The organism is Dactylosporangium sp. NPDC005572 (assembly GCF_040605515.1).
Classification (GTDB): Bacteria; Actinomycetota; Actinomycetes; order Mycobacteriales; family Micromonosporaceae; genus Dactylosporangium.
Map to the genome: position 1 here is coordinate 52,538 of NZ_JBEXCY010000031.1, position 20,983 is coordinate 73,520.

Sequence of the window (20,983 nt, forward strand, 5' to 3'; positions counted from 1 at the left end):
CCAGGAGCGCCTCAGTAGGTCTGGTAGCGGCACCACGAGCGGGCGGCCCGGGTGTTGAGGAGGAAGACGAAGACGAGCGGCAGCGCGATCGAGATCAGCGTCTCGGCGTAGGGGCGGCCACTGGCGTACCCCTGCCAGACACCGCCGGCGACGCTGAGCAGGTTCAGGGCGGTGAGCAGCACGCGGGCCCAGTTGCGGCCGCGCTGCAGCTTGCGCCCGAGCATGATCGCGACGAGGCCGACGACGATGAAGGAACCGCAGATCACGGCCACGATCGGGGTGATCTGGGCCGGCCGGGTCGTCCACGTGTCGTTGCCGGTCGCGTACTCGAACCGCGGGACCACGTCGACCGCCGCGAGCGCGAGCAGCGCGCCGATCGCGAGCGTGATCAGGCCGCCGAGGTACTGGAAGATCGCGACGACGTGCAGGGAGACCGGCGCGGTCGTGCGCACCGGGTAGGGCTGCTGCCAGGCGTAGGACATGCCATCGAGGGTGCTCCGGCCGGCGGCGGCGCGACTCGCCTGTTCATGCCAACAGCTCATCTTCGAGGAGGCTCATGAGGTACATGTCGTACCACTTGCCGTCCCGGCGGAAGCACTCGCGATGGCGGCCGTCCTCGCGGAAGCCGACCTTGTCGTAGACCCGGCGGGCGGCGGCGTTCTCGGTGACGACCCAGAGCATGATCGAGTGCAGCCGCATCGCGTCGAAGCCGTAGGCGCACACGAGCCGCGTCGCCTCGGTGGCGTAGCCGCGGCCCCAGCAGTCGCGCTCGCCGATGTACACGTCGAGCTCCGCACGGCCCGTCTCCGGCTCGGCACCGGAGAGGCGCACGAGGCCGACGAGGCGGTCCTCGTCGCGGGTGACGACGCCGAAGAGCACGTCGCCGTAGGTGTTGGCGGTGCGTTCCCGGCCGCGCTCGAGATACCGGGCCAGGGACTGCTGGTAGCCGTCGAACATCCAGCGCATGACCTCGGGATCGCTGTTCCACCGCCAGAGCGCCTCCCACTCGGCGGGCTCCAGGGGCCGCAGCCCGACGAGCCGTCCTTCGATCACTCCACTCCCCTTCCGATCGCAGCAAGATCGCAGCGAGAGATCGCAGCGAGGGCCAGTATGGACGACGTGGGCTGGGACGAGATCCTCCAGCGGGCCCGGCGCTACGACGCCACCGCCGAGCCGGGGCGGTGGCCGCCGCCGATCTGCGTCGCGCTCGTGAGCGCGGCCTTCGGTTCGGCGCTGCGGCGGTTCCTGCCGATCTGGAGCATGAGCGCGATCTGGTTCCACGACGGCACCGGGCCCGGCGACCCGCGCAAGCCGGCGGCGATCGGGATCGCGGGGACCGGCCAGGACGGCGAGTACGTCGTGTGGTGGGACGAGCCCGGCCGCGGGCCGGTCGTCCAGCTGCTCACCACCGACCCCGAGGAGGCCGTCGCGCTAGCCGTGCTGCTCAACCAGTGAGGCAGCGACGCGGCGCAGGTGGGCAGCGACCGCGGCGTCACCGTCAGCAGTGCCCGACTCCAGCCAGAGCAGGATGCCGTCGACCACGATCGAGAAGCTCAACGCGGCAAGCCACCTGCGCAGCTCCGGCGGTACCGAGGGAGGAAGCGCCTGGAGCGCGATCTGGAGCACCCGGTCCCGGAATCCCGCCGCGTAGCCGGCGAACTGGGGCTCGCGGGCCGAGTGGCGGAACAGTAGGGCGAACGCCGCCGGTTCGGCGCGGGCGGCGGCGAGCAGCTGCGCGATCATATCCGGGTCGGTGTCCCGCTCGCGGAAGCGCAGGGCCTGGGCCAGGCGCTCGCGGGTGTCGTCCAGGACCCGCTCGTAGAGGGCCTGTTTGGTGTCGAAGTGGCGGTACACGATCAGCTTCGTCACGCCCGCCTCGGCCGCGATGTCCTCCATGGACGTCGCCGCGAAGCCGCCGACCGCGAACGCGCGGGCCGCCGCCGCGAGGACGCTGGCGACCCGCTCGTCGCGTTTCAGGAGCTTGCGTGTCACCCGGCCAGTCTGACCCGTCCGGTGGCGCGCGGCGGCTCGGGCTCCACCCGGAACCGCCACAGGGCGAAGGCGAGGGCGGCGCAGGACCAGCCGAGCAGCCACGCCAGGTCCACCCACGAGAAGGCGTTCAGCAGGGCGCCGACGTGGGTGAGCGGCGACGCCTCCGACACGACGCCGACCCAGCCGGGCAGCTCGGACGCCGGGAAGAAGACGCCGGAGACGAGCACGACCGGCAGGAGGGTCGTGGACAGGAGCGTTGCGGCGGCGTCGCCGCGGGGCACGACCTGCGCGACGGCGACACCGATCAGGCTCACGGTGACCGCGCCGAACACCGCCGACGGCAGCATCGGCGGCCAGTCGCGGTACAGCAGCCAGCCCAGGACGGCCAGCAGCAGGGTCTGGGCCAGTGCGACCACCGTCGTGGCGGCCACCCGGCCGGCGATGTGCTGCCAGAGCGGCAGCGGGGTCGCCCGCAGCCGCTTGAGGACGCCCGCGTCGCGGCTCGCGACCAGCGACGCGGCGAACGTCGTGTAGCAGGTCGAGGCGATCCCCAGCGTCGCCATCGCCGCGACGAGCCGCGCGTGGTAGCCGGGCTCGGCCCGGTGGTCGCTGATCGCCGCCAGCATGACCATGAGCAGCGGCGGGGTGACGGCCGACGCGACGAGGGCGCGCGGGCTGCGCAGATAGAGACGGATCTGGTACAGGCAGAGCTCACGCAGCATGACGGCTCCCCACCAGCGCAAGGTAGGCGTCCTCGAGCGTCGGCCGGGTGACGCTGAGCTCGCCGAGCTCCTCGCCCTCCCGCAGCACCGCGAGCAGCGCCGCCGACGGCGTGCGGGTGCGGATCACCGCCGGCTCGCCGGACGGCCGGCGGTAGCGGATCGTCGTCGACGCGTCGAGGTGGCCGCCGAGCGTCGCCGGGTCGCCGTCGGCGACGATCTTCCCGCCGACCACGACGACGACCCGGTCGGCGAGCTCGGCCGCCTCCTCCAGGTAGTGCGTGGTGAGCAGCACGGTGCAGCCGCCGGCGGCGACCTCGCGCACCACCCGCCAGGTGTCGCGGCGCGCCTCGGGATCGAAGCCGGTCGTCGGCTCGTCGAGGAACAGCACCTCGGGCCGGCCGACGAGCGCGAGGGCCAGGTCGAGGCGGCGCTGCCGGCCGCCGGAGAGCACGCCCGCCCGGCGGTGCACGGCGTCGGCGAGCCCGAGCCGGTCCAGCAGGTCGCCGGGGGGCCACGGGTTGCGGTACAGCCGGGAGAAGAGGCCGACCGCCTCCCCCACCGTCAGCTGCGGATCGACGCTCGTCGACTGCGGCAGCACGCCGATCCGGCCGCGCCAGGCGCGCGTCGGCCGCGCCGGGTCGGTGCCGAGCACCCGCACGCGGCCATCGTCACGGGGCCGGTACCCCTCCAGGATCTCCACGAGTGACGTCTTGCCGGCGCCGTTCGGGCCGAGCACGGCGAGCACCTCGCCGGGCGCGGCCCGCAGATCGACGCCGTCCAGTGCCGTGCGTTTCCCGTACCGCTTGACGAGCCCTTCCACTTCGATCACGAGCGGCCTCCAAATGTGTATACGCAAGAGTGTAAACTCATGCGTCAACACCTCAGTTGCCGTACGTGATCACCATCGGCTGCGGCTGGAGGGCCATCACCTGCTCGGGCGTCATGAGCTTGTGCTTCGACTCCAGCTCGTAGAAGATCTTGAATCCGCCGTACCGGAAGTTCTGGTGCCGCTGCATGCCCTGCGCGACCCAGAGGTTGTACTGCTGGGTCTTCAGCTCGATGTCGCCCGGCCAGCCGCCGACGGAGTCGACGTGGACGATCACGTCGACGCGGGTGTCGTTGCGCAGGTTCCGTTTGTCGGCGATGAGCGCCTTGCCCGGGTTGTACGGGTCGGCGAGGTCGTCTCCGTCCGGCCGGTACTGGTGGATGAGGAACATCTTGCGCGGCACCTGGTACTCCTCCGGCATCGCGGCGACGGCCTCGATGAGCGGGTTGAGGTCGGCCGCGCGCACGTTCGACAGGTTCTTGCCGGGGATGCCGTTGCGGCGCGGGAACATCCACTCCGGGTCGACCGCGACGTGCACGAACGGCAGCTTGAGGTACGGCCGGAAGAAGTTGAGCTCGGTCATCGGGTCGGCCTGCCCGAAGTTCAGGTCCAGGAACAGCACCAGGTCGTGGGCCCGGCAGAACTCGACGTACCGGTCGATCGTGGCCGCGTCCACGTGGTGGCTGTAGTCGCCGTCGGGGCCGGCGTAGCGGTCGGGGATGCTGACCACCAGGTCGATGCCGGCGACCACCGGATGCGTGGGGTCGAGCCGCTGGTACTCCGCGGCCTGGTTGCGCAGCCGGGCCAGCATGCCGGCGCTGAGCTCGTACGCCGGGCCGGTGGCGGCGGCGCCGGGCACGGCGTAGAAGGCGACGATCCGGTTGGTGGGCAGCGCCGCGCCCGCGTCCGGGCTGAACACGCGCCGGGCCGGCTCGGGGGCGGCGGTGGGCGTCGCCTGCGGCGCCGGGTCGCCGCGGTGCTCGCCCGTCTGCCGGACGTACTGCGCGAGCGCGACGACGAGCACCACGCCGAGCACGAGCGGCACAGCGATCATCGCGGCCATGCCCTGTCGCCGGTCGTGAGCGGACATACTGGTCCCTTTCGGGTGCGGGAGGCGGTTCGGACGCCCGCCGGCGCCGGGTCGCGCGTCCGCTCATGCCGCGACCCACCCCCGCGCGGGCGAACGCTAGCTCTCCAATCCCCGCGCCCCGAAACATCGAGATACTTCAGTCGCCGCCGCCGGTCGGCGTCGTCACACCAGGCGGTGACCGCCGTCGACATGGACGACCGTGCCGCTCATGAACTCGTTCCCCACCGGAGCTGCCGCCGATGATCAGAACGTCGGTCATGCGGACCAGCCTCGCGGCCCGCGGCGCCCGGCGGGGGAGGCCCCGTCAGGGCCTCCCCCGCAGTTGACGGCGGGCCAGCACCGCGATCCACAGCCAGCCGACCACGATGGCGAGCCGCTGGAGCAGGCCGGCCACGCCCACGAACGGCGCGGCCTGGGCGAAGCCGGCCGAGGAGAGCACGAACAGGGCGAGGAACGCCACGCCGGACAGGGCCGACCAGCGCGAGCGGCGGACGTCGGCGAACATCGCCACGGTCAGGGCGAGGAAGGCCGGCAGCGAGAAGGCCAGGTCGTGGACGATGCCGTGCCAGGTCGCCGGATCGGCGACGGCCGGCGTGCCGGCCGGGTAGCCGCTGACGGGATCGGTGACGAACGCGCCGGCGCCGATGAGGCCGACGCCCCAGACGGCGACCAGGATCGCCACGAGCCGGCGGCCCCGCAGTCCGGCCGCGAACAGCAGCGTGAGCAGGCCGGCGACGACGAAGTTGACGACCTGCACCCAGCCGGACGGGCCCAGCGCGAGGGAGCTGACCGGGTGCCGCATCGGGTCGTAGCCGTCGCGGAGCGCGCCCTCGACCAGGAACGCGCCGACGAACAGCGGGCCGGCCAGCAGACCGGCGTAGAGGAGGCGGGAGGGCGGCCGGTCGGGCGTCGCGGCCCGGATCGCGGTGAGCGTCGCGGTCATGTGTCAACCGTAGTTGACGGCCGATCGAGCGTCAACCTTGGTTGACGATATCCATGGCAAACTGATCACGTGAACGCGCTCGGGGAGTTCCTGCGCAGCCGGCGGGGCCGGGTGCGCCCGGCCGACGTCGGGCTGGCCGCCGGCGGCGGTCGCCGGCAGACGCCCGGCCTGCGGCGAGAGGAGCTCGCGGCGGTCGCCGGCGTGAGCGTCGACTACTACATCCGCCTCGAGACCGCCGTCGACGGGCAGCGGCTCGTGGTGTTCCAGTGACGATCGAGCTGCGGCCGTACGGCGCGGGCGACCTGCCGCTCACCGCCGCACTGGAGGCCGACCCGCAGGTCAAGAGCCGGCTCGGCGGCGCCGTCGGGGCCGCGGAGGCCGGGCGCATCCACGAGCGGCGGATGGCCGCCGTCGCGCGCGGCGACTGGTACTTCACGATCCACGTCACCGGCGCGCCACGCCCGGCCGGCATCATCGCCATCTTCCGCACGCCGTGGGAGGGTGGGCACGTCCACGAGGTCGGCTCGATGCTCTTCCCCGAGTTCCAGGCGCAGGGCATCGCCGCCGACGCGTTCCGGATGCTGGTCGAGCGGGGCCGGCTCGAGGGCCGGTTCAGCGAGATCCACGGCTTCGCCGAGGTGTCGAACGGACCGTCGAACGGCATCGTGCGCCGGCTCGGGTTCGAGCTGCTCGGCGAGTGCGACATGGACTACGAGGGCGTGCCGATCCGGTGCAACCACTGGCGGTTGACCATTCCGCAACACGACTAGGAGCGCGGACAGCGTACGCTGCGACACCGAAAGTGCCGCACGACAAGGATTACGCCCCGCGAACATGCGCTCACCGCACGGTATCAGACCCCTAAGAACGCCTTACGTCTGACCGATATCCCTATCGGGCGGAAGGAGCGTGATGACCCGGCGAGCACTGTATGTGTACGGTGCGTGGTCGCTTGCGCTGCTCACGCTGTACTTCCTGGTGCCCGCGATCGGCCTGGCCGCGTGGGCGCTGGTCGTGGTGTCCAACGCCGTGGCCATCTTCGCCGGCATCCGGCGCAACCGGCCCCGCCGGTCCTGGCCCTGGCGGCTGCTCGCGGCCAACTTCATCACGTTCGCGGCCGGCACCCTGCTGTCGTTCGTGCTGGCCGAGGTGCTCGACCAGCCCGAGTTCCCGTCGATCGCCGACCTGCTGTACCTCGGCGTCTCCTCCCCGCTGCTGCTCGCCGGCCTGTGGGGGCTGACCCGTTCCGGCGCCGCCGTGCGCGACCGGGCCAACGCCATCGACGCGCTCATCCTCACGGCCGGCGCCGGGTTCCTGTCCTGGGTGTTCCTCATCAACCCGAACCTCCAGAGCGAAAGCCTCAGCGCGGTCGAGAAGGCCGTGTCGGTCGCCTACCCGCTGGTGGACGTGCTGACCCTGGCGATCCTGGCCCGGATGGCGATCAACGTCCGGCGCAGCTGGGCGGTGAGCCTGCTGGTCGTCTCGGTCGGCAGCCTGCTCACCGCCGACGTCCTCTACGGGCTCATCCGGCTCAACGGCCAGTGGGAGATCGGCACCCCGGTCGACCTGCTGTGGCTGGTGTTCTACGTCGCCGGCGGCGCGGCCGCGCTGCACCCGTCGATGCGCCGGCTCACCGAGCCGCGGGTGCTGCGCCGCGACGAGGTCCACGCCCGCCGGGCCGTGCTCGGGGTCGCGTCGCTCATCGCGCCGACCGTGCTCTTCGTGCAGGCGGTCCGCGGCCCGGTCGCCGACGGCGTGGTCATCTCGGTCGTCTCCGGGCTGCTCGTCGTGCTCGCGATGTGGCGGATGTCGACGGTCGTCACCGGGCTGCGGCGCACCATGACCCGCGAGCGGGAGCTGCGGCTGGCCTGCGAGGAGCTGCTCGCGGCGACCGACGAGGCGCAGGTGCGCACGGTCGTGCACGGTGCGGTACAACGGCTGCTGGCACCTGGCACGCCACACCTCGTGGTGCTCGCGCTGTACGGGCCCGGCCCGGCCGGCGACCGGCCGATGGGCATCGCGTACGTCCACGACCTGCCCGCCGACGTGGCCTCCGGGCTGCGCGGGTTCGAGCTCGCGCTGTGCTGTCCGCTGTCGGTCGGCGACCGCGAGGTCGGCGAGCTGTTCGTCGCCGCCGCCGAACCGGTGGTGGTGGCGCTCCAGGAGGCGCTGCCGGTGCTCGCCGGGCAGGCCGCCAGCATGCTCGACCACATCACGCTCAACCGCGAGATCAACAAGCGGGAGAGCGAGGCGTACTTCCGCACGCTCGTCCTCGGCGCGACCGACGTCATCCTCATCGTCGACGACGACAACCGCATCACCTACGCCAGCCCGGCCGCCGGCCCCGTGCTCGGCCACCCCGACCTCACCGGCACCAGCCTGCTCGACCTGGTCGAGCCGGCCGACGACACCGAGCCGGTCGCCGTGCACGGCGAGGAGGCGGTGACCTGGCGGGTCCGCCGCGCCGACGGCGCGCTCATCGTCGCCGAGGTCGCCGTGCGCGACCTGCGCTCCGAGCCCACCGTCGGCGGGCTCGTCCTGACCATGCGCGACGTCACCGAGCAGCGGCGGCTGCAGCAGGAGCTGCTCGACCGGGCGTACCTCGACCCGCTCACCGGGCTGGGCAACCGGCTGCGCTTCCAGGACCTGGCGCAGAAGTCGCCGGACGCCGTGCTGGTGATCAACGTCGACGACTTCAGCGTGGTCAACGACAGCATGGGCCAGGAGGTCGGCGACGGGCTGCTGGTCGCGGTCGCCGAGCGGCTGCGCCGGCTGTTCGACGGGCGGGGCACGGTGACCCGGCTCGGCGCCGACGAGTTCGGCGGCGTCCTGTACGAGGCCACCTCCGTCGTCGCCGAGCAGTTCACGGATCAGTTGCTGGACTCCTTCGAGGAGCCGTTCCTCATCGCCGGCAGCGTGATCCGGGCGCCGCTGAGCATCGGGCTGGCCACCGCCGACCGGTCGCCGGCGAGCGGGGCGCTGCTCGCGCAGGCGCACATCGCGCTGGGCGCGGCCAAGCGGGAGGGCAAGGGGCGGTCCCGGCGGTACGAGGAGGAGCTGCACGCCCAGGTCGCCTCGCGCATGCAGCTGCGCACGGCGCTCGGCCCGGCGATCGACAACGGCGAGTTCGTGCTGCACTTCCAGCCGATCGTGGAGCTCGGCCCGGAGCGCACCCGCGGGTTCGAGGCCCTCGTCCGCTGGCAGCACCCGGTCCGCGGGACGATCCCGCCGGTCCAGTTCATCGAGCTGGCCGAGGAGACCGGCCTCATCGTGCGGCTCGGCGCGTGGGTGCTGGAGTCCTCGGTGGCGACCGCCGCCCGCTGGCTGGCCCGCTTCCCGGACGCCCCGCCGTACGTCAGCGTCAACGTGTCGGTCCGCCAGTTCCGCAGCGCCGGCTTCGTCGACCTGGTCCTCGACACGCTGACCCGGCACCGGCTGCCGGCCGACCACCTGGTGCTGGAGATCACCGAGAGCCTGCTGCTCGGCGACGACGACGAGATCCGCGCCGACATCTCCCGCCTGCGCACGGCCGGCGTGCGCATCTCGATCGACGACTTCGGCACCGGCTACTCGTCGCTGTCGTACCTGCACCGGGTGCCGGTCGACTCGCTCAAGCTGGACAAGTCGTTCGTCGACACCATCGCGGTCTCGGCGAAGCAGCTCGACCTGGTGCGGGGCATCATCCAGCTCGCCGCGACGCTCCAGATGAGCGTGGTCGCCGAGGGCATCGAGACGGCGGCGGACAACGGGCTCCTGCGCGACGCCGGGTGCCGGTTCGGCCAGGGGTACCTCTACGCCGAGCCGCTGCCGGAGGCAGCCGCGCTCGCCTGGCTCACCGAGGAGCGGGCCGGGGTGGTTTGAGTATCGTCGCTGGCATGAACGGCGAACTCGACGACTGGCAGCGCCCCGGCCCCACCCCGAGACAGCAGCGCAACGACCTCGTCGTCGGCGTCGTCTTCGCCGCGTTCGCCCTGCTCAACCTGTCGCTCGCCCGCAGTGTCGGGCTCTACGCGGGCGGCGCGTCGTCGGTCCCCGAGCAGATCGTCTGGACGCTGCTCGTCACGCTCCCGATCGCCTGGCGGCGCCGGTGGCCCGACGCGGTGGCGATCGTGGTGTCGACCGCGTTCATCGTCGCGCAGGTCCGCCACGTGCCCGAACAGCAGCTGGCCAGCGGCGCGCTGTTCTGCTCCATGTACACGCTCGGCGCGTGGGGACCCGACCACCGCCGGGCGAAGTGGATCCGCGCCGGCATCATCGCCGCCATGTTCGTCTGGCTCGGCATCTTCTACCTCATGGAGCTGCCGGCCGTCACCGCCGCCGACTTCGACGACGCCGCCGGGCCGTTCTCCCCGATCGCCGCGATCGCGCTCAACGGCGTGCTCATCAACCTGCTCGTCTTCGCCTTCTCGTACTTCTTCGGCGAGATCGCCTGGATCGCCGCCCGCCGCCAGCACCAGCTGGAGGTCCAGGCCGACCAGCTGCGCGCCTCCCAGGCCGAGGCGCGCGAGCGGGCCGTCATGGGCGAGCGGGTGCGCATCGCCCGCGAGCTGCACGACGTGGTCGCCCACCACGTATCGGTGATGGGCGTGCAGGCCTCCGCGGCGCGGCGGGTCCTCGACCGCGACCCCGGCAAGGCGAAGACCGCCCTGTCGTCGGTCGAGCAGAGCGCCCGGACCGCCGTCGACGAGCTGCGCCGCATGCTCAGCCTGCTGCGCCACGGCGACGGCCCCGACCGCCAGACCGCCGGGGCCGGCCTCGACCGCGTCGACGACCTCGTCGCCAGCGCCCGCGAGGCGGGGCTCACCGCCACCGCCGGCGTCTTCGGCGACCGGGCCGAGCTGCCGGACTCGCTGTCCCAGGCCGCGTACCGCATCGTCCAGGAGGCGGTCACGAACACCATCAAGCACGCCGGCGCGACGACGATCGACGTGCGGATCCGGTACCTCGCCGACGAACTGGAGGTCGACGTGGCCGACAACGGGCACGGGTCGACCGGCGCCGGCGCGGGCGGCCTCGGCCTCATCGGCATGCGCGAGCGGGTCGCCGCCCACGACGGCGTCCTCGAAGCCGGCGGCCGCACGGGCGGCGGCTACCGCGTCCGCGCCCGCTTCCCCCTCCAGCGCACGGCGGTCGAGGCATGATCAGGATCCTGCTGGCGGACGACCACCACCTCGTCCGCACGGGGTTCCGGGTCATCCTCGAGACGGAGGACGACCTCGAGGTGGTCGGCGAGGCGGCCGACGGCCTCCAGGCGGTCGCGCTGGCCGCCGGGACCGCGCCCGACGTCGTGCTCATGGACGTCGAGATGCCCGGCCTCGACGGACTGGAGGCCACCCGGCAGATCACCGCGGCCGGCGACCGGCCGGCCGTGCTCATCCTCACCACGTTCGACCGCGACGACTACCTGTTCGCCGCCCTGGAGGCCGGGGCCAGCGGCTTCCTGCTGAAGAACGGCACCCCGGAGGCGCTCATCGACGCCGTGCGGGTGCTCGCCCGCGGCGACGCACTGCTCGCGCCGGAGCTGACCCGGCGGGTCATCGCGACGTTCGCCCGGCCCGGCGGTGCGGCCGCCCGGGCCCGCGGCGAGCGGCTGGCCGAGCTGACCCCGCGCGAGCACGAGGTCCTCGTGGCGCTGGCCGGCGGATCGACCAACGCGGAGATCGCCGCCGCGCTGCACCTGGGCGAGGCGACGGTGAAGACGCACGTCAGCCGGGTGCTGACCAAGCTGAGCCTGCGCGACCGCACCCAGGCGGTGGTGTTCGCGTACCAGCACGGGGTGGTGACGCCGGGTCCCCCACGCGAGGGACCCGGAAGATAGCTCGCGCGCCGGACGCGGCGGAGCCGGTCGATCCCTACCGTTTCCGGTATGACCAAGGTGCTTCACCTCGAAGCGATCAGCCGGCGGTTCGGCGACCGGCAGGTGCTGCGCGACGTCACGTTCGACGTCGCCGCGGGCCGGATGACGGGCTTCGTCGGTGCCAACGGCGCCGGCAAGACCACGACCATGCGCATCATCCTGGGCGTGCTGGCCCCCGACGCCGGCACGGTGACCTGGCAGGGGTCGCCGCTCACCCGCGACGACCGGCGGGGCTTCGGCTACATGCCCGAGGAACGCGGGCTGTATCCCAAGATGGGCGTCCGGGAGCAGCTCGTCTACCTGGGCCGCCTGCACGGCCTGACCGCGGCGGCCGTCCGGCGCAACGCCGACGAGCTGCTGGAGTGGCTGAGCCTCGGCGGCCGCGCCGACGACCCGCTGGAGCAGCTGTCGCTGGGCAACCAGCAGCGGGCCCAGATCGCCGCCGCCCTCGTGCACGACCCCGAGGTGCTGGTGCTCGACGAGCCGTTCTCCGGGCTCGACCCGCTCGCCGTCGACACCGTCGTGGCCGTGCTGCGCGAGCGCACCGCCCGCGGGGTGCCGGTGCTGTTCTCCAGCCACCAGCTCGACGTGGTCGAGCGGCTCTGCGACGACCTGGTCATCATCGCCGACGGCACGATCCGCGCGGCCGGCGGCCGCGACGAGCTGCGCGAGGCACACGCCCTGCCGCGCTACATGCTGCGGGTCGACGGCGACGCCGGCTGGCTGCGCGACCAGCCCGGCGTGTCGATCGTCGACCTCGACGGCGCCCGGGCCGTGTTCGACCTCGCCACCGGCGCCGACGACCAGGAGGTGCTGCGCGCGGCCCTGGCCCGCGGCGCGGTCCGGTCGTTCGGCCCCGTCACCCCGTCCCTGGCCGAGATCTTCCGGGAGGTCACCCGATGAGCACCGCCGCCGCGATCCGCCTCGTCGCGACCCGCGAGCTGCGGGTCAAGCTGCGCGACAAGACGTTCCTGTTCAGCACCATCTTCTTCCTGCTGTTCGCGATGCTCGGCACGGTCGTGCCGGCGCTCATCGGCAGCAGCGCGTCCAGCGTCGCGGTCGCGTCCGGCGACCCCACCGAGGCGAAGCTGCGCGACGCCGACCTCAAGGTCCGCGTCGCCGCCGACCCCGAGCAGCTCGTCCGCGACGGCGACGTCGAGGCGGCCGTGCTGCCCGGTCCCGTCGTGGTCGCCCAGGACGAGGCGCCCAACGACGTGGTGCGCGCCCTGTCGGAGGCGCCCGAGGTGCGGCTGCTGAACCCGGATGCCGTCGACCCCGTCGCGGCGTTCCTCGTGCCGTTCGCGTTCGCGCTCGTCTTCTTCTTCACCTCGCTGATGTTCGGGCTGCAGATCGCCCAGAGCGTGACCGAGGAGAAGCAGACGCGCATGGTCGAGATCCTGGTGGCCGCGGTGCCGGTGCGCGCCCTGCTGGCCGGCAAGGTCCTCGCCGGCGGCGTGCTGGCGCTGGCCCAGGTCGCGCTCATCGCCTTCGTCACGGTCGCGGGCGCACAGCTGACCGACGGCGGCGGTGGCCTGCTGCCGCTGCTGGCCCCGGCGATGACCTGGTTCGTGCCGTTCTTCGTCTTCGGCTTCGTGATGCTGGCGGCGCTGTGGGCCGCGGTGGGCGCGCTCGTCAACCGCCAGGAGGACATCAACGGCGCCTCGACCCCGCTGCAGCTGCTGGTGATGGCACCGTTCTTCCTGGTGGCCTTCCTCCAGGACAACGAGACGGTGATGACCGTGATGTCGTACGTCCCGTTCTCCTCCCCCACGGCGATGCCGGCCCGCCTGTTCGACGGCGACGTCGCGCCCTGGGAGCCGTTCGTGTCGCTGGCGATCCTGGCCGTGACCGCGGTGGCCGCCCTGGTGGTGGGCGCCCGCCTCTACGAGGGCGGCCTGCTGCGCACCAACGGCCGCGTGTCGTGGGCAACGGCCTGGCGCGACCGCGAACTCCAGCACCTCTAGCCCGTAGCCCGCACGCCAACGCGGCCCCCGGCCACTCCGCCCGGGGCCCGCGTGGCGTCGCGGACCCGGCCACGCCGCGTGGCGGCGCGGACTGGGCCGCGTGGCGGCGCGGGACGGGTCCGGCTGGGCCGCGTCACCTGGCGGTCCGGCAGGCCCGATCCGCCCGCCCTGTCCGGCGGGCCGCGCCATCCGCCCTGTCCTGCGAGTCCGCCCCACCCGCCCCGTTCGACGGGCCCGCTCCGCCAGCCCGGCCGAATGATCGGGACGGAACTGCGCATTCGGCCGCACTGGAACGCACGCGCGACAGACCAGCCACGCTCGCCGCTCACGGGCCGCTGGGCGCGCTCCACCCACGCCGTTCGACAGGCCCGCTCAATTCGCTCGGCCGAATGATCGGGACGGAACTGCGCATTCCGCCGCTTTGGAGCGCACACCCGACAGACCAGCCGCGCTCGAACCTTACGGGCCGCCACGTTCGCCGTCCGCGGATCCGCTGCACGCCCCCACGACTCACAGCACTCGATGGCCATGACCCGCCGCGCTCGCCCCCACGGTTCTTCTGCGGTTGCGCCTACCGTCCACCCAACGGCTGTGACCGATTTTTCGGAAATGTCGCCAAAAAAGCGGCCCGTGGTCAAGGTCGGGCGGGGGCCGCGGCCGGCGGGCTCAAGATCGATGGAGACTTCTGGTTGCCATGACAGCCAGGAGTCTCCATCGATCTTGGGAGTTGCCGCGCGAGAGCCGCGTGCGCTGAGCCGGCCCATGATCGTGGGAAACAGCTGGTTGCCATGGCAGCCAGATGCTTCCCACGATCATGGGCCGGCGAAGCTCGTCAGCGGACGCGGTAGCCGCCCCAGGCGGTCGCGCGTTCGTTGAACGTGGCGAACTCCTTGACCCAGGTCGCGAGCTGCGCGGACTGGTCCTCGTAGAACAGGGCCATGTCGCCGATCAGGCCGGCGTCCAAAGCCGCGTGCAGGCGGCTGGCGATGAACGCGCACCGTTGCGGCGAGATGCGCCAGCCGTCGTTCGAGCTGAACATCGCCACCGGGACCGTCTCCGGTCCCGGGGCGAAGCGGTCGTTGCCGAAGATCCGCTCGAGGCCGTCGCCGGCGACGGCGCCGGCCTCGAGCAGGGCCAGGCGCAGCTCCTGCATCTGCCAGGAAGTCACGCTGTGGCCGGGCTGCACCCGGTCCTCCGGCTCGAAGAAGTAGCTCATCAGGCGCAGGCCGCGTCGGCGCCCGCCACGTTGACCGCGGTCCATGCCGCCTGCACCGCCTTGTACTCGGCGCCGCAGTTGCCGTAGAGGTCGGCGGTCGCGGCGAGCGTGTACGCGCGGGCGGTGTTGCCCGGGTTCTCCGGGTTGACGTACGAGGTGTTCGACGTGAAGTACACGTCGAGCGCCCGGTACCAGATCTGCGCCGCCTTGTCCCGGCCGATGCCCTTCACGCCCGGCGCCGAGCCGCAGATCGGCGACGTGCCGTACGGGGTCTTGCCGGTGCCCTCGGCGAGGTCGAAGAAGAAGTGGTTGGCCACCCCGGACGAGAAGTGGACGTCGACGTTCTTCGTCTCCGCCGACCAGCAGCTGTGCGAGTCCCCGTCCAGGGCCGGGTCGTAGAGGTACCGCAGCGGCGTCCCGTTGCCGTTGATGTCGATCTTCTCGGCCATGACGTAGTCGGCCGGGTCGGCCGGGCTCGCGGCGTAGAACTCGACCATGGTGCCGAAGATGTCGCTGGTGGCCTCGTTCAGGCCGCCGGACTCCGCGGCGTACGTGAGGTCGCCGGGCACGCTCTTCTCGGTGACGCCGTGCGTCATCTCGTGCGCCGCGATGTCGAGCTCGGTGAGCGGGTGGGCGTTGCCGGCGCCGTCGCCGTAGGTCATCTGCTTGCCGTCCCAGAAGGCGTTGACGTAGCTGTCGCCGTAGTGCACCCGGGACGGGACGCCGCGGCCGTTGTTGAAGATGCCGCGCCGGCCGAACGTCTTCTCGTAGTACTCGTACGTCTTCGCGGCGCCGTAGTGCGCGTCGACGGCGGCCGTCTGCGGGTCGGCGGGGCTGCCGTTGCCCCACACGTTGTCGGCGTCGGTCATCGCCTTGCACGAGCCCGACGTCTGGTGCTGCATGTCGCAGGTGGTGCCGCGCCCGTGCGCGGCATCGGTCAGCCGGAACGACGTGCCGAACTTCTGCACCTCGACGGAGACCTGCCCGCTGTACATGCTGTTGCCGGTGCCGGCCACGGTCTCGATCTCGTCCCACGAGCCGAGCACCGTGCCGGACTGCGCGTCGGTGATGACGTGCAGGCGCGACGGGGTCTGGCCGTCCTTGGCCATCCCGATGACGGTGTGCTCCCAGGCGAGCCGGCCGACGCCGCTGGACGCGTCGATGAGCAGTCGCGAGCCGCCGGTGGAGGCTACGGTACCGCCGAATCGCGCCTTGGCCCCGTTGAGCGCGTCCGACGAGGACACCTTGGGGACGGTGTTCACGTCGAGGGGCTTGATGAGGCTGTTCGAGACGCCCTTGTACGCGCCGGCGGCGTCGGTGTGGACGATGACGTCCCCGCCGTACACCGGGAGGCCGTGGTAGGTGCGGGTGTAGCGCACGTGCTTCCCGCCGTTGGTGTCGGGCCGGAAGCTGTAGAAGCCGAACGCGTCGTCGGGCGCGGCCTTCACGTCGCTGCGGTGCGTGTCGAGGGCCTTGCGCACGGGTGCGGCCGCCGGGGGCTCCTCCTCCGGCGGGTCGCTGGGGTCGGCCTCCGGCTCGTCGCTGGCGGCCGCCTGCGCTTCGGCGGTGCTGTCGGTTTTATCGGTTGTTGCGGACTTATCGGTGTTGTCGGTGCAACCGGCCAGGGCGACAGCCGAGACCGCGAGGGTTGCAAGGACACGGCGAGCGGTTGACATGCGCGCCATCCCAACGCGCCGGCGGGCCGTTCGGTTCAGCCGTCCGGCCGGATGGCACGAACCCGGGAGACCGAAGTCGCCGACCCGACACCGATTCCGGACGCTCGGGACACTCCACGGTCGTGGGGAACATCCGGCAGCCCGAATGCCGGGCGTTCCCCACGACCGTGAACCCGAGGGCGGGTACCCGAGGAGACGGGGAGCGTCAGCCGGACAGCCGGCGGAGGCGGGAGCGCTGCTGGCAGGCGTACGCGCGCTGGCCGAGCCGGCGGAGCTGTTCGCGGCTGCGGGCGCCCGAGAGGTAGTGGTCCAGGTCCAGCGGCTCCTCGAGAGCCGGCGGGGTCGCCGACCGCAGGCGGTAGGCGCCGGCGCGGCCCGGGACCGGCTCGATCGGCAGGCCCGCCGCGGACAGCAGGTCGATGTCGAGGTAGATGGTCCGGACGTCCACGCCGAACCGGTAGGACAGCGCCGCGGCCGAGACCCACGGGCGCGAGCGCAACTGGAGCAGGATGCCGACGTGGCGGGCGTGGCGCTGCTTCATGGCCCCTCGCAAATGTTTAGCTTACTTTACAGAAAGCGCTCTCAAAGTTGTACGTCGATGCCTCCGGGACAGTCAACCGGCAGTCGCCCTGCCTGTTCGCGGAGCCGTGGCGGCGGATCCATGAGTGGTAGCAAACATTTTCGGACGCTAACTGTCAACGATCACCTACGAAGCTGTTTGAAACTGTTCGATGGGTGAAATTCATGTGACGCTTTCGTCAAACCTTGACACTCCGGCCCGCCACCCGCGACCACGCCCTTGACGTATTGACAAATCTTGACCAAACGTTGATCAGCGACTATGAATGGCATCGAGAGCGCTCTCCCGTCCTCACCGCCATCGGAACGGGAGACCACCCATGTCCCGATCACGTACGGTCGACCGGCTGCTCGCCGGCGCCGGGGCCGCCCTGCTCGGCGGTGCCCTCGCCGTCGTGCAGGCCGCGCCCGCGCATGCGGCCGACCTCAACCTGACCCAGTACGTCAATCCGTTCATCGGCACCGACGACAGCAACTCGCCGAACCCGGTCGGCGGCGGCGCCGGCGGCAGCACCTACCCGGGCGCCACGGTGCCCTTCGGCATGGTCCAGTTCAGCCCGGACACGCCGACCGGGTCGCCGTCGGGCTACCGCGACCGCGACCGCACCGTCGAGGAGTTCAGCCTCACCCACTTCAACGGCGCCGGCTGCGCGAACAACGAGGACCTCGGCCTGCTGCCGGTCACCGGCGCGCTCGGCTCCTCCCCCGGCACCGCGTGGACCAGCTACGCGAGCGCCTACACGAAGACCAACGAGAGCGCGGCCGCCGGCTACTACCGCAACCGCCTCGACAAGTACTCGACCGACGTCGAGCTCTCGGCGACCACCCGCACCGGCGCCCTCCGGCTGACCTACCCGTCGACCAACCAGGCCCGGCTGCTCATCAACACCAGCCGCAGCGCGACCGGCAACCGCAGCGGTTCGGTGAGCATCTCCGGCAGTACCGTCAGCGGCAACGTCACCGCGGGCGGCTTCTGCGGCTCCTCGAAGACCTACCCGATCTACTTCGCCATCCGCTTCGACCGGGCCCCGTCGTCGGTCGGCACCTGGAACGGCGGGACGATCAGCACCGGCTCGACGAGCACGAGCGGCGTCAACACGGGCGCGTTCGTCACGTTCGACACGACGGGCAACGCGACCGTCAACGCCACCGTGGCGCTGTCGTTCGTGAGCGTCGCCGGCGCCACGGCCAACCTCAACGCCGAGGCGGGCGCGTTCGACACCGTGCGGGCCAACGCGAACACGGCATGGAACACGGCGCTGAACCGCGTCCAGGCCGCCGGCGGCAGCGCGGCCGATCTGCAGAAGTTCTACACGTCGCTGTACCACGTGATGCAGAACCCGAACATCTCCAGCGACGTCAACGGGCAGTACCGCGGCTTCGACAACGCCATCCACACGGCGACGCACCCGGTGTACCAGAACTACTCCGGCTGGGACATCTACCGCTCGTGGGCGGCGCTCATCGCGCTCATCGCGCCCGACGTCACCAACGACATCATGAAGTCGATGGTCCTCGACGGCCAGCAGGGCGGCCTGCTGCCGAAGTGGTCGCAGCAGACCAACGAGGACTTCATCATGACCGGCGACCCCGGCCCGATCATCGTGGCCAGCGCGTACGCGTTCGGCGCGCGCAGCTTCGACACCGCCGCCGCGCTGCAGCTGATGAAGAACGCGATCGCCGGCGGCACCACGCAGGGCTCGCCGATCCGCGGGCGGCAGACCGAGTACGCGACGAACCAGTTCATCTCCAACGCGCCGTCGGACTCGCTGGAGTACTCCGCCTCGGACTTCGCCGTCGCGCAGTTCGCCAGGGCGCTCGGCGACACCGCGACGTACAACTCGGCGATGACGCGGTCGCAGTACTGGCGCAGCTCGTTCAACGTCGAGTCGAGCTACATCCACCCGCGCACGAGCAGCGGCTTCACGTGGCCGCTGAACCCCGCGCAGGAGAGCCCGTACACCGAGGGCAACGCGGCCCAGTACACCTGGATGGTCCCGCACAACTACGCCGGGCTGATCGCGCTCATGGGCGGCCCGCAGACCGCCAGGCAGCGCCTCGACCACCACTTCACGGAGCTCAACGGCGGGCTCGTCCGGCCGTACTTCTACATCGGCAACGAGCCCGAGCACAGCGTGCCGTGGGCGTACAACTTCACCGGCAACCCGGGCAACACCGGCTCGGCGGTCCGGCGGGTCATGAACGAGTCGTTCACCACCGGCGCCGGCGGCCTGCCGGGCAACGACGACCTCGGCGCCACGTCGGCCTGGTACGTCTGGGCGGCGCTCGGCATGTACCCGGTGACGCCGGGCGCCGACACGCTCGCGCTGCACGGGCCGCTGTTCCCGTCGGTGCTCATCCAGCGCTCGGCCGGCAACATCACGATCAACGGCGGCAACGGGACGTCGCAGTACGTGCAGAGCCTGACCTTGAACGGCGCCGCGGTGAGCAACAACTACCTGCGGTACCCGGACCTCGCGGCGGGCGGCACCCTGCAGTACACGATGGGCGGCAGCGCCTCCTCCTGGGGCACCACGGCCGGCAACGTGCCGCCCAGCTTCACCGACGGCGCCACGCAACCGCCGGCCGCGCCGAACCTCGGCACCAACCTGGCCCTGAACAGGACGGCGACGGGCTCGACGGCCTGCGCGACCGCCGAGTCGCCGGCGAAGGCCGTGGACGGGAGCCTGGCCAGCAACAGCAAGTTCTGCTCGGGCACGGCGCCGCGGTACCTCCAGGTCGACCTCGGCTCGAACCAGACGGTCGGGTCGTTCGTCCTGAAGCACGCCGGCCTCGGCGGCGAGACCACGGGCTGGAACACCGGCGCGTTCACGATCTCCACGAGCACCGACGGCTCGACGTGGAGCCAGGCCGTGTCGGTGAGCGGCAACCGCTCCAGCCGGACGCTGCACCAGGTCGCGCCGCGGACCGCGCGGTACGTGAAGGTCGACGTCAGCACGCCGGCCAACGACGGCAACGCGGCCGCGCGCATCTACGAGTTCGAGGTGTACAGCGCCGGCCCGTCCGGCAACCTCGCGCTCAACAAGCCGGCGAGCGCCGACTCGTCGTGCGCGACGACCGAGGGCCCGGAGAAGGCGGTCAACGGCACCGTGTCCGGCGGCAACGCCGACAAGTGGTGCTCGCTGGGCACCAACCGCTTCCTGCAGGTCGACCTGGGCTCGTCGGTGCACCTGAGCTCGATCGTGGTCAAGCACGCCGGCGCCGGCGGCGAGCAGGCGGCCTGGAACACGTTCGACTTCGACCTGCAGGTCTCCGACAACGGCACGACGTGGACCACGGTCGCCCAGCCGCGCGGCAACACGGCCGACGTCACGACGCACGCCGTGAACGTCAACGGGCGGTACGTGCGGATCAACGTGATCACGCCGACGTCGAACGGCAACACCGCGGCCCGGATCTACGAGCTGGAGGTGTACGGCTAGCTCTCTGAACGGCGGATGCCCCGGTGGACGGTTCCGTTCCCGGGGCATCCGGCGTAAAGATCACAGCCACCCGCGTTCGCGCGCCGTCGCCGCGGCCTCGGTGCGGTTGCGGGCGCCCAACTTGGCGATCGCTGACGAGAGGTAGTTGCGCACCGTGCCCTCGGCGAGGTGCAGGCGGGCGGCGATCTCGGCGTTCGGACTGCCGTCGGCGGCCTTGCGCAGCACGTCCCGTTCGCGCTCGGTGAGCGGGTCATCCCCGTCCCATGCCGCCACGGCGAGCTCGGGTGCGATCACCCGCTGGCCGCTGTGCACCCGCCGCAGTGCCTCGACGAGCTGCTCGACCGGGGCGTCCTTGAGCACGTAGCCGGCCACGCCGGCGTCGAGCGCCCGGCGCAGGTAGCCGCTGCGCGCGAAGGTCGTGACGATGACGACGCGGGTCGGCGCGCCGCGCCGGGCCAGCTCGGCGGCCACGTCGAGCCCGGTGCGGCCCGGCATCTCGATGTCGGTCAGCAGCACGTCGGGCCGGTGTTCCAGCGCCGCGGCAAGCGCCTCGTCGCCGTCCGCCGCGGTCGCCACGACCTCGATGTCGGGTTCGAGGGCGAGCAGGGCCGCGAACGCCCCGCGCACCATGCCCTGGTCCTCGGCCAGCACGGTACGGATCGTCATGTCACTGAC

At 71.9% G+C, this 20,983-nt stretch carries 19 protein-coding genes and 1 pseudogene; 9 read left to right on the top strand and 11 right to left on the bottom strand.

The features are described 5' to 3' along the window. Positions 1-11: 11 nt before the first annotated feature. Together ABZS66_RS18065 and ABZS66_RS18070 are read right to left on the bottom strand one after the other, a co-directional pair. Complete coding sequence (locus ABZS66_RS18065; protein ID WP_354758912.1) at positions 12-482, bottom strand: hypothetical protein; 471 nt, start codon at positions 480-482, stop codon at positions 12-14. 43 nt (positions 483-525) lie between these two features. Next, a complete protein-coding gene (locus ABZS66_RS18070; protein WP_354758914.1) occupies positions 526-1,053 on the bottom strand; it encodes a GNAT family N-acetyltransferase in 528 nt (175 codons plus the stop codon). Positions 1,054-1,110: 57 nt separating this feature from the next. Between ABZS66_RS18070 and ABZS66_RS18075 the strand changes: the two genes are divergently transcribed. Beyond that, the gene (locus tag ABZS66_RS18075) at positions 1,111-1,455 is read left to right on the top strand and encodes a hypothetical protein (RefSeq protein WP_354758916.1); all 345 of its coding nucleotides are present in this window, start codon (positions 1,111-1,113) and stop codon (positions 1,453-1,455) included. Here the strand turns inward: ABZS66_RS18075 and ABZS66_RS18080 are convergent. The 5 genes from ABZS66_RS18080 to ABZS66_RS18100 form a co-directional block, all read right to left on the bottom strand. Beyond that, the gene (locus tag ABZS66_RS18080; protein ID WP_354758918.1) at positions 1,432-1,992 is read right to left on the bottom strand and encodes a helix-turn-helix domain-containing protein; all 561 of its coding nucleotides are present in this window, start codon (positions 1,990-1,992) and stop codon (positions 1,432-1,434) included. The genes ABZS66_RS18075 and ABZS66_RS18080 overlap by 24 nt on opposite strands. Then, on the bottom strand, positions 1,989-2,714 hold the full coding sequence (locus ABZS66_RS18085) for an ABC transporter permease (RefSeq protein ID WP_354758920.1): 726 nt from the start codon (positions 2,712-2,714) through the stop codon (positions 1,989-1,991). The genes ABZS66_RS18080 and ABZS66_RS18085 overlap by 4 nt, the downstream gene beginning before the upstream one ends. After that, positions 2,704-3,543, bottom strand: a complete 840-nt coding sequence (locus tag ABZS66_RS18090) for an ABC transporter ATP-binding protein (RefSeq protein ID WP_354758922.1) — start codon at positions 3,541-3,543, stop codon at positions 2,704-2,706. Before ABZS66_RS18090 ends, ABZS66_RS18085 begins: the two co-directional genes overlap by 11 nt. A 52-nt stretch (positions 3,544-3,595) precedes the next feature. Next, complete coding sequence (locus ABZS66_RS18095) at positions 3,596-4,630, bottom strand: hypothetical protein (RefSeq protein WP_354758924.1); 1,035 nt, start codon at positions 4,628-4,630, stop codon at positions 3,596-3,598. Positions 4,631-4,934: 304 nt separating this feature from the next. Then, entirely contained in the window at positions 4,935-5,573 is a 639-nt protein-coding gene (locus tag ABZS66_RS18100; protein ID WP_354758926.1) for a DUF998 domain-containing protein, read from the bottom strand. 69 nt (positions 5,574-5,642) lie between these two features. On the opposite strand from ABZS66_RS18100, the pseudogene ABZS66_RS18105 reads away from it, so the two are divergent. The 7 genes and pseudogenes from ABZS66_RS18105 to ABZS66_RS18135 form a co-directional block, all read left to right on the top strand. Then, positions 5,643-5,804: pseudogene (locus tag ABZS66_RS18105) on the top strand (transcriptional regulator); the annotation flags it as partial. A 35-nt stretch (positions 5,805-5,839) separates the two neighbouring features. After that, entirely contained in the window at positions 5,840-6,343 is a 504-nt protein-coding gene (locus tag ABZS66_RS18110) for a GNAT family N-acetyltransferase (RefSeq protein WP_354758928.1), read from the top strand. A 142-nt stretch (positions 6,344-6,485) separates the two neighbouring features. Beyond that, entirely contained in the window at positions 6,486-9,434 is a 2,949-nt protein-coding gene (locus ABZS66_RS18115) for a bifunctional diguanylate cyclase/phosphodiesterase (RefSeq protein WP_354758930.1), read from the top strand. 14 nt (positions 9,435-9,448) lie between these two features. After that, positions 9,449-10,714: a sensor histidine kinase gene (locus ABZS66_RS18120; RefSeq protein WP_354758932.1), complete on the top strand. Its 1,266-nt coding sequence runs from the start codon at positions 9,449-9,451 to the stop codon at positions 10,712-10,714. Continuing rightward, positions 10,711-11,391 (top strand): response regulator transcription factor, encoded by a 681-nt coding sequence (locus ABZS66_RS18125; RefSeq protein ID WP_354758934.1) that lies wholly within the window; start codon positions 10,711-10,713, stop codon positions 11,389-11,391. Before ABZS66_RS18120 ends, ABZS66_RS18125 begins: the two co-directional genes overlap by 4 nt. A 48-nt stretch (positions 11,392-11,439) precedes the next feature. Next, positions 11,440-12,333, top strand: coding sequence for an ATP-binding cassette domain-containing protein (locus tag ABZS66_RS18130; RefSeq protein WP_354758936.1), 894 nt, complete (start codon positions 11,440-11,442; stop codon positions 12,331-12,333). Next, positions 12,330-13,394 (top strand): ABC transporter permease, encoded by a 1,065-nt coding sequence (locus ABZS66_RS18135; RefSeq protein WP_354758938.1) that lies wholly within the window; start codon positions 12,330-12,332, stop codon positions 13,392-13,394. The genes ABZS66_RS18130 and ABZS66_RS18135 overlap by 4 nt, the downstream gene beginning before the upstream one ends. An 832-nt stretch (positions 13,395-14,226) precedes the next feature. Here ABZS66_RS18135 and ABZS66_RS18140 read toward each other — a convergent pair. From ABZS66_RS18140 to ABZS66_RS18150, 3 genes are all read right to left on the bottom strand, one after another. Next, positions 14,227-14,610, bottom strand: coding sequence for a hypothetical protein (locus tag ABZS66_RS18140; RefSeq protein WP_354758940.1), 384 nt, complete (start codon positions 14,608-14,610; stop codon positions 14,227-14,229). Continuing rightward, positions 14,610-16,286, bottom strand: a complete 1,677-nt coding sequence (locus ABZS66_RS18145; protein WP_354758942.1) for a M4 family metallopeptidase — start codon at positions 16,284-16,286, stop codon at positions 14,610-14,612. The genes ABZS66_RS18140 and ABZS66_RS18145 overlap by 1 nt, the downstream gene beginning before the upstream one ends. A 205-nt stretch (positions 16,287-16,491) precedes the next feature. Next, positions 16,492-16,827, bottom strand: coding sequence for an HTH domain-containing protein (locus tag ABZS66_RS18150; RefSeq protein ID WP_354758944.1), 336 nt, complete (start codon positions 16,825-16,827; stop codon positions 16,492-16,494). Positions 16,828-17,185: 358 nt separating this feature from the next. On the opposite strand from ABZS66_RS18150, the gene ABZS66_RS18155 reads away from it, so the two are divergent. After that, on the top strand, positions 17,186-20,308 hold the full coding sequence (locus ABZS66_RS18155) for a GH92 family glycosyl hydrolase (protein ID WP_354758946.1): 3,123 nt from the start codon (positions 17,186-17,188) through the stop codon (positions 20,306-20,308). 60 nt (positions 20,309-20,368) lie between these two features. Here the strand turns inward: ABZS66_RS18155 and ABZS66_RS18160 are convergent, their stop codons facing one another. Then, a complete protein-coding gene (locus tag ABZS66_RS18160; protein WP_354758948.1) occupies positions 20,369-20,974 on the bottom strand; it encodes a response regulator transcription factor in 606 nt (201 codons plus the stop codon). Between the last annotated feature and the right edge of the window lie 9 nt (positions 20,975-20,983).

Excerpts from the sequence above, each read along its gene's own strand:
- ABZS66_RS18065 (WP_354758912.1), bottom strand. The coding sequence starts at position 482 with ATGTCCTACGCCTGGCAGCAGCCCTACCCGGTGCGCACGACCGCGCCG.
- ABZS66_RS18075 (WP_354758916.1), top strand. The coding sequence starts at position 1,111 with ATGGACGACGTGGGCTGGGACGAGATCCTCCAGCGGGCCCGGCGCTAC.
- ABZS66_RS18085 (WP_354758920.1), bottom strand. The coding sequence starts at position 2,714 with ATGCTGCGTGAGCTCTGCCTGTACCAGATCCGTCTCTATCTGCGCAGC.
- ABZS66_RS18095 (WP_354758924.1), bottom strand. The coding sequence starts at position 4,630 with ATGTCCGCTCACGACCGGCGACAGGGCATGGCCGCGATGATCGCTGTG.
- ABZS66_RS18100 (WP_354758926.1), bottom strand. The coding sequence starts at position 5,573 with ATGACCGCGACGCTCACCGCGATCCGGGCCGCGACGCCCGACCGGCCG.
- ABZS66_RS18115 (WP_354758930.1), top strand. The coding sequence starts at position 6,486 with ATGACCCGGCGAGCACTGTATGTGTACGGTGCGTGGTCGCTTGCGCTG.
- ABZS66_RS18120 (WP_354758932.1), top strand. The coding sequence starts at position 9,449 with ATGAACGGCGAACTCGACGACTGGCAGCGCCCCGGCCCCACCCCGAGA.
- ABZS66_RS18125 (WP_354758934.1), top strand. The coding sequence starts at position 10,711 with ATGATCAGGATCCTGCTGGCGGACGACCACCACCTCGTCCGCACGGGG.
- ABZS66_RS18130 (WP_354758936.1), top strand. The coding sequence starts at position 11,440 with ATGACCAAGGTGCTTCACCTCGAAGCGATCAGCCGGCGGTTCGGCGAC.
- ABZS66_RS18135 (WP_354758938.1), top strand. The coding sequence starts at position 12,330 with ATGAGCACCGCCGCCGCGATCCGCCTCGTCGCGACCCGCGAGCTGCGG.
- ABZS66_RS18140 (WP_354758940.1), bottom strand. The coding sequence starts at position 14,610 with ATGAGCTACTTCTTCGAGCCGGAGGACCGGGTGCAGCCCGGCCACAGC.
- ABZS66_RS18145 (WP_354758942.1), bottom strand. The coding sequence starts at position 16,286 with ATGTCAACCGCTCGCCGTGTCCTTGCAACCCTCGCGGTCTCGGCTGTC.
- ABZS66_RS18150 (WP_354758944.1), bottom strand. The coding sequence starts at position 16,827 with ATGAAGCAGCGCCACGCCCGCCACGTCGGCATCCTGCTCCAGTTGCGC.
- ABZS66_RS18155 (WP_354758946.1), top strand. The coding sequence starts at position 17,186 with ATGTCCCGATCACGTACGGTCGACCGGCTGCTCGCCGGCGCCGGGGCC.
- ABZS66_RS18160 (WP_354758948.1), bottom strand. The coding sequence starts at position 20,974 with ATGACGATCCGTACCGTGCTGGCCGAGGACCAGGGCATGGTGCGCGGG.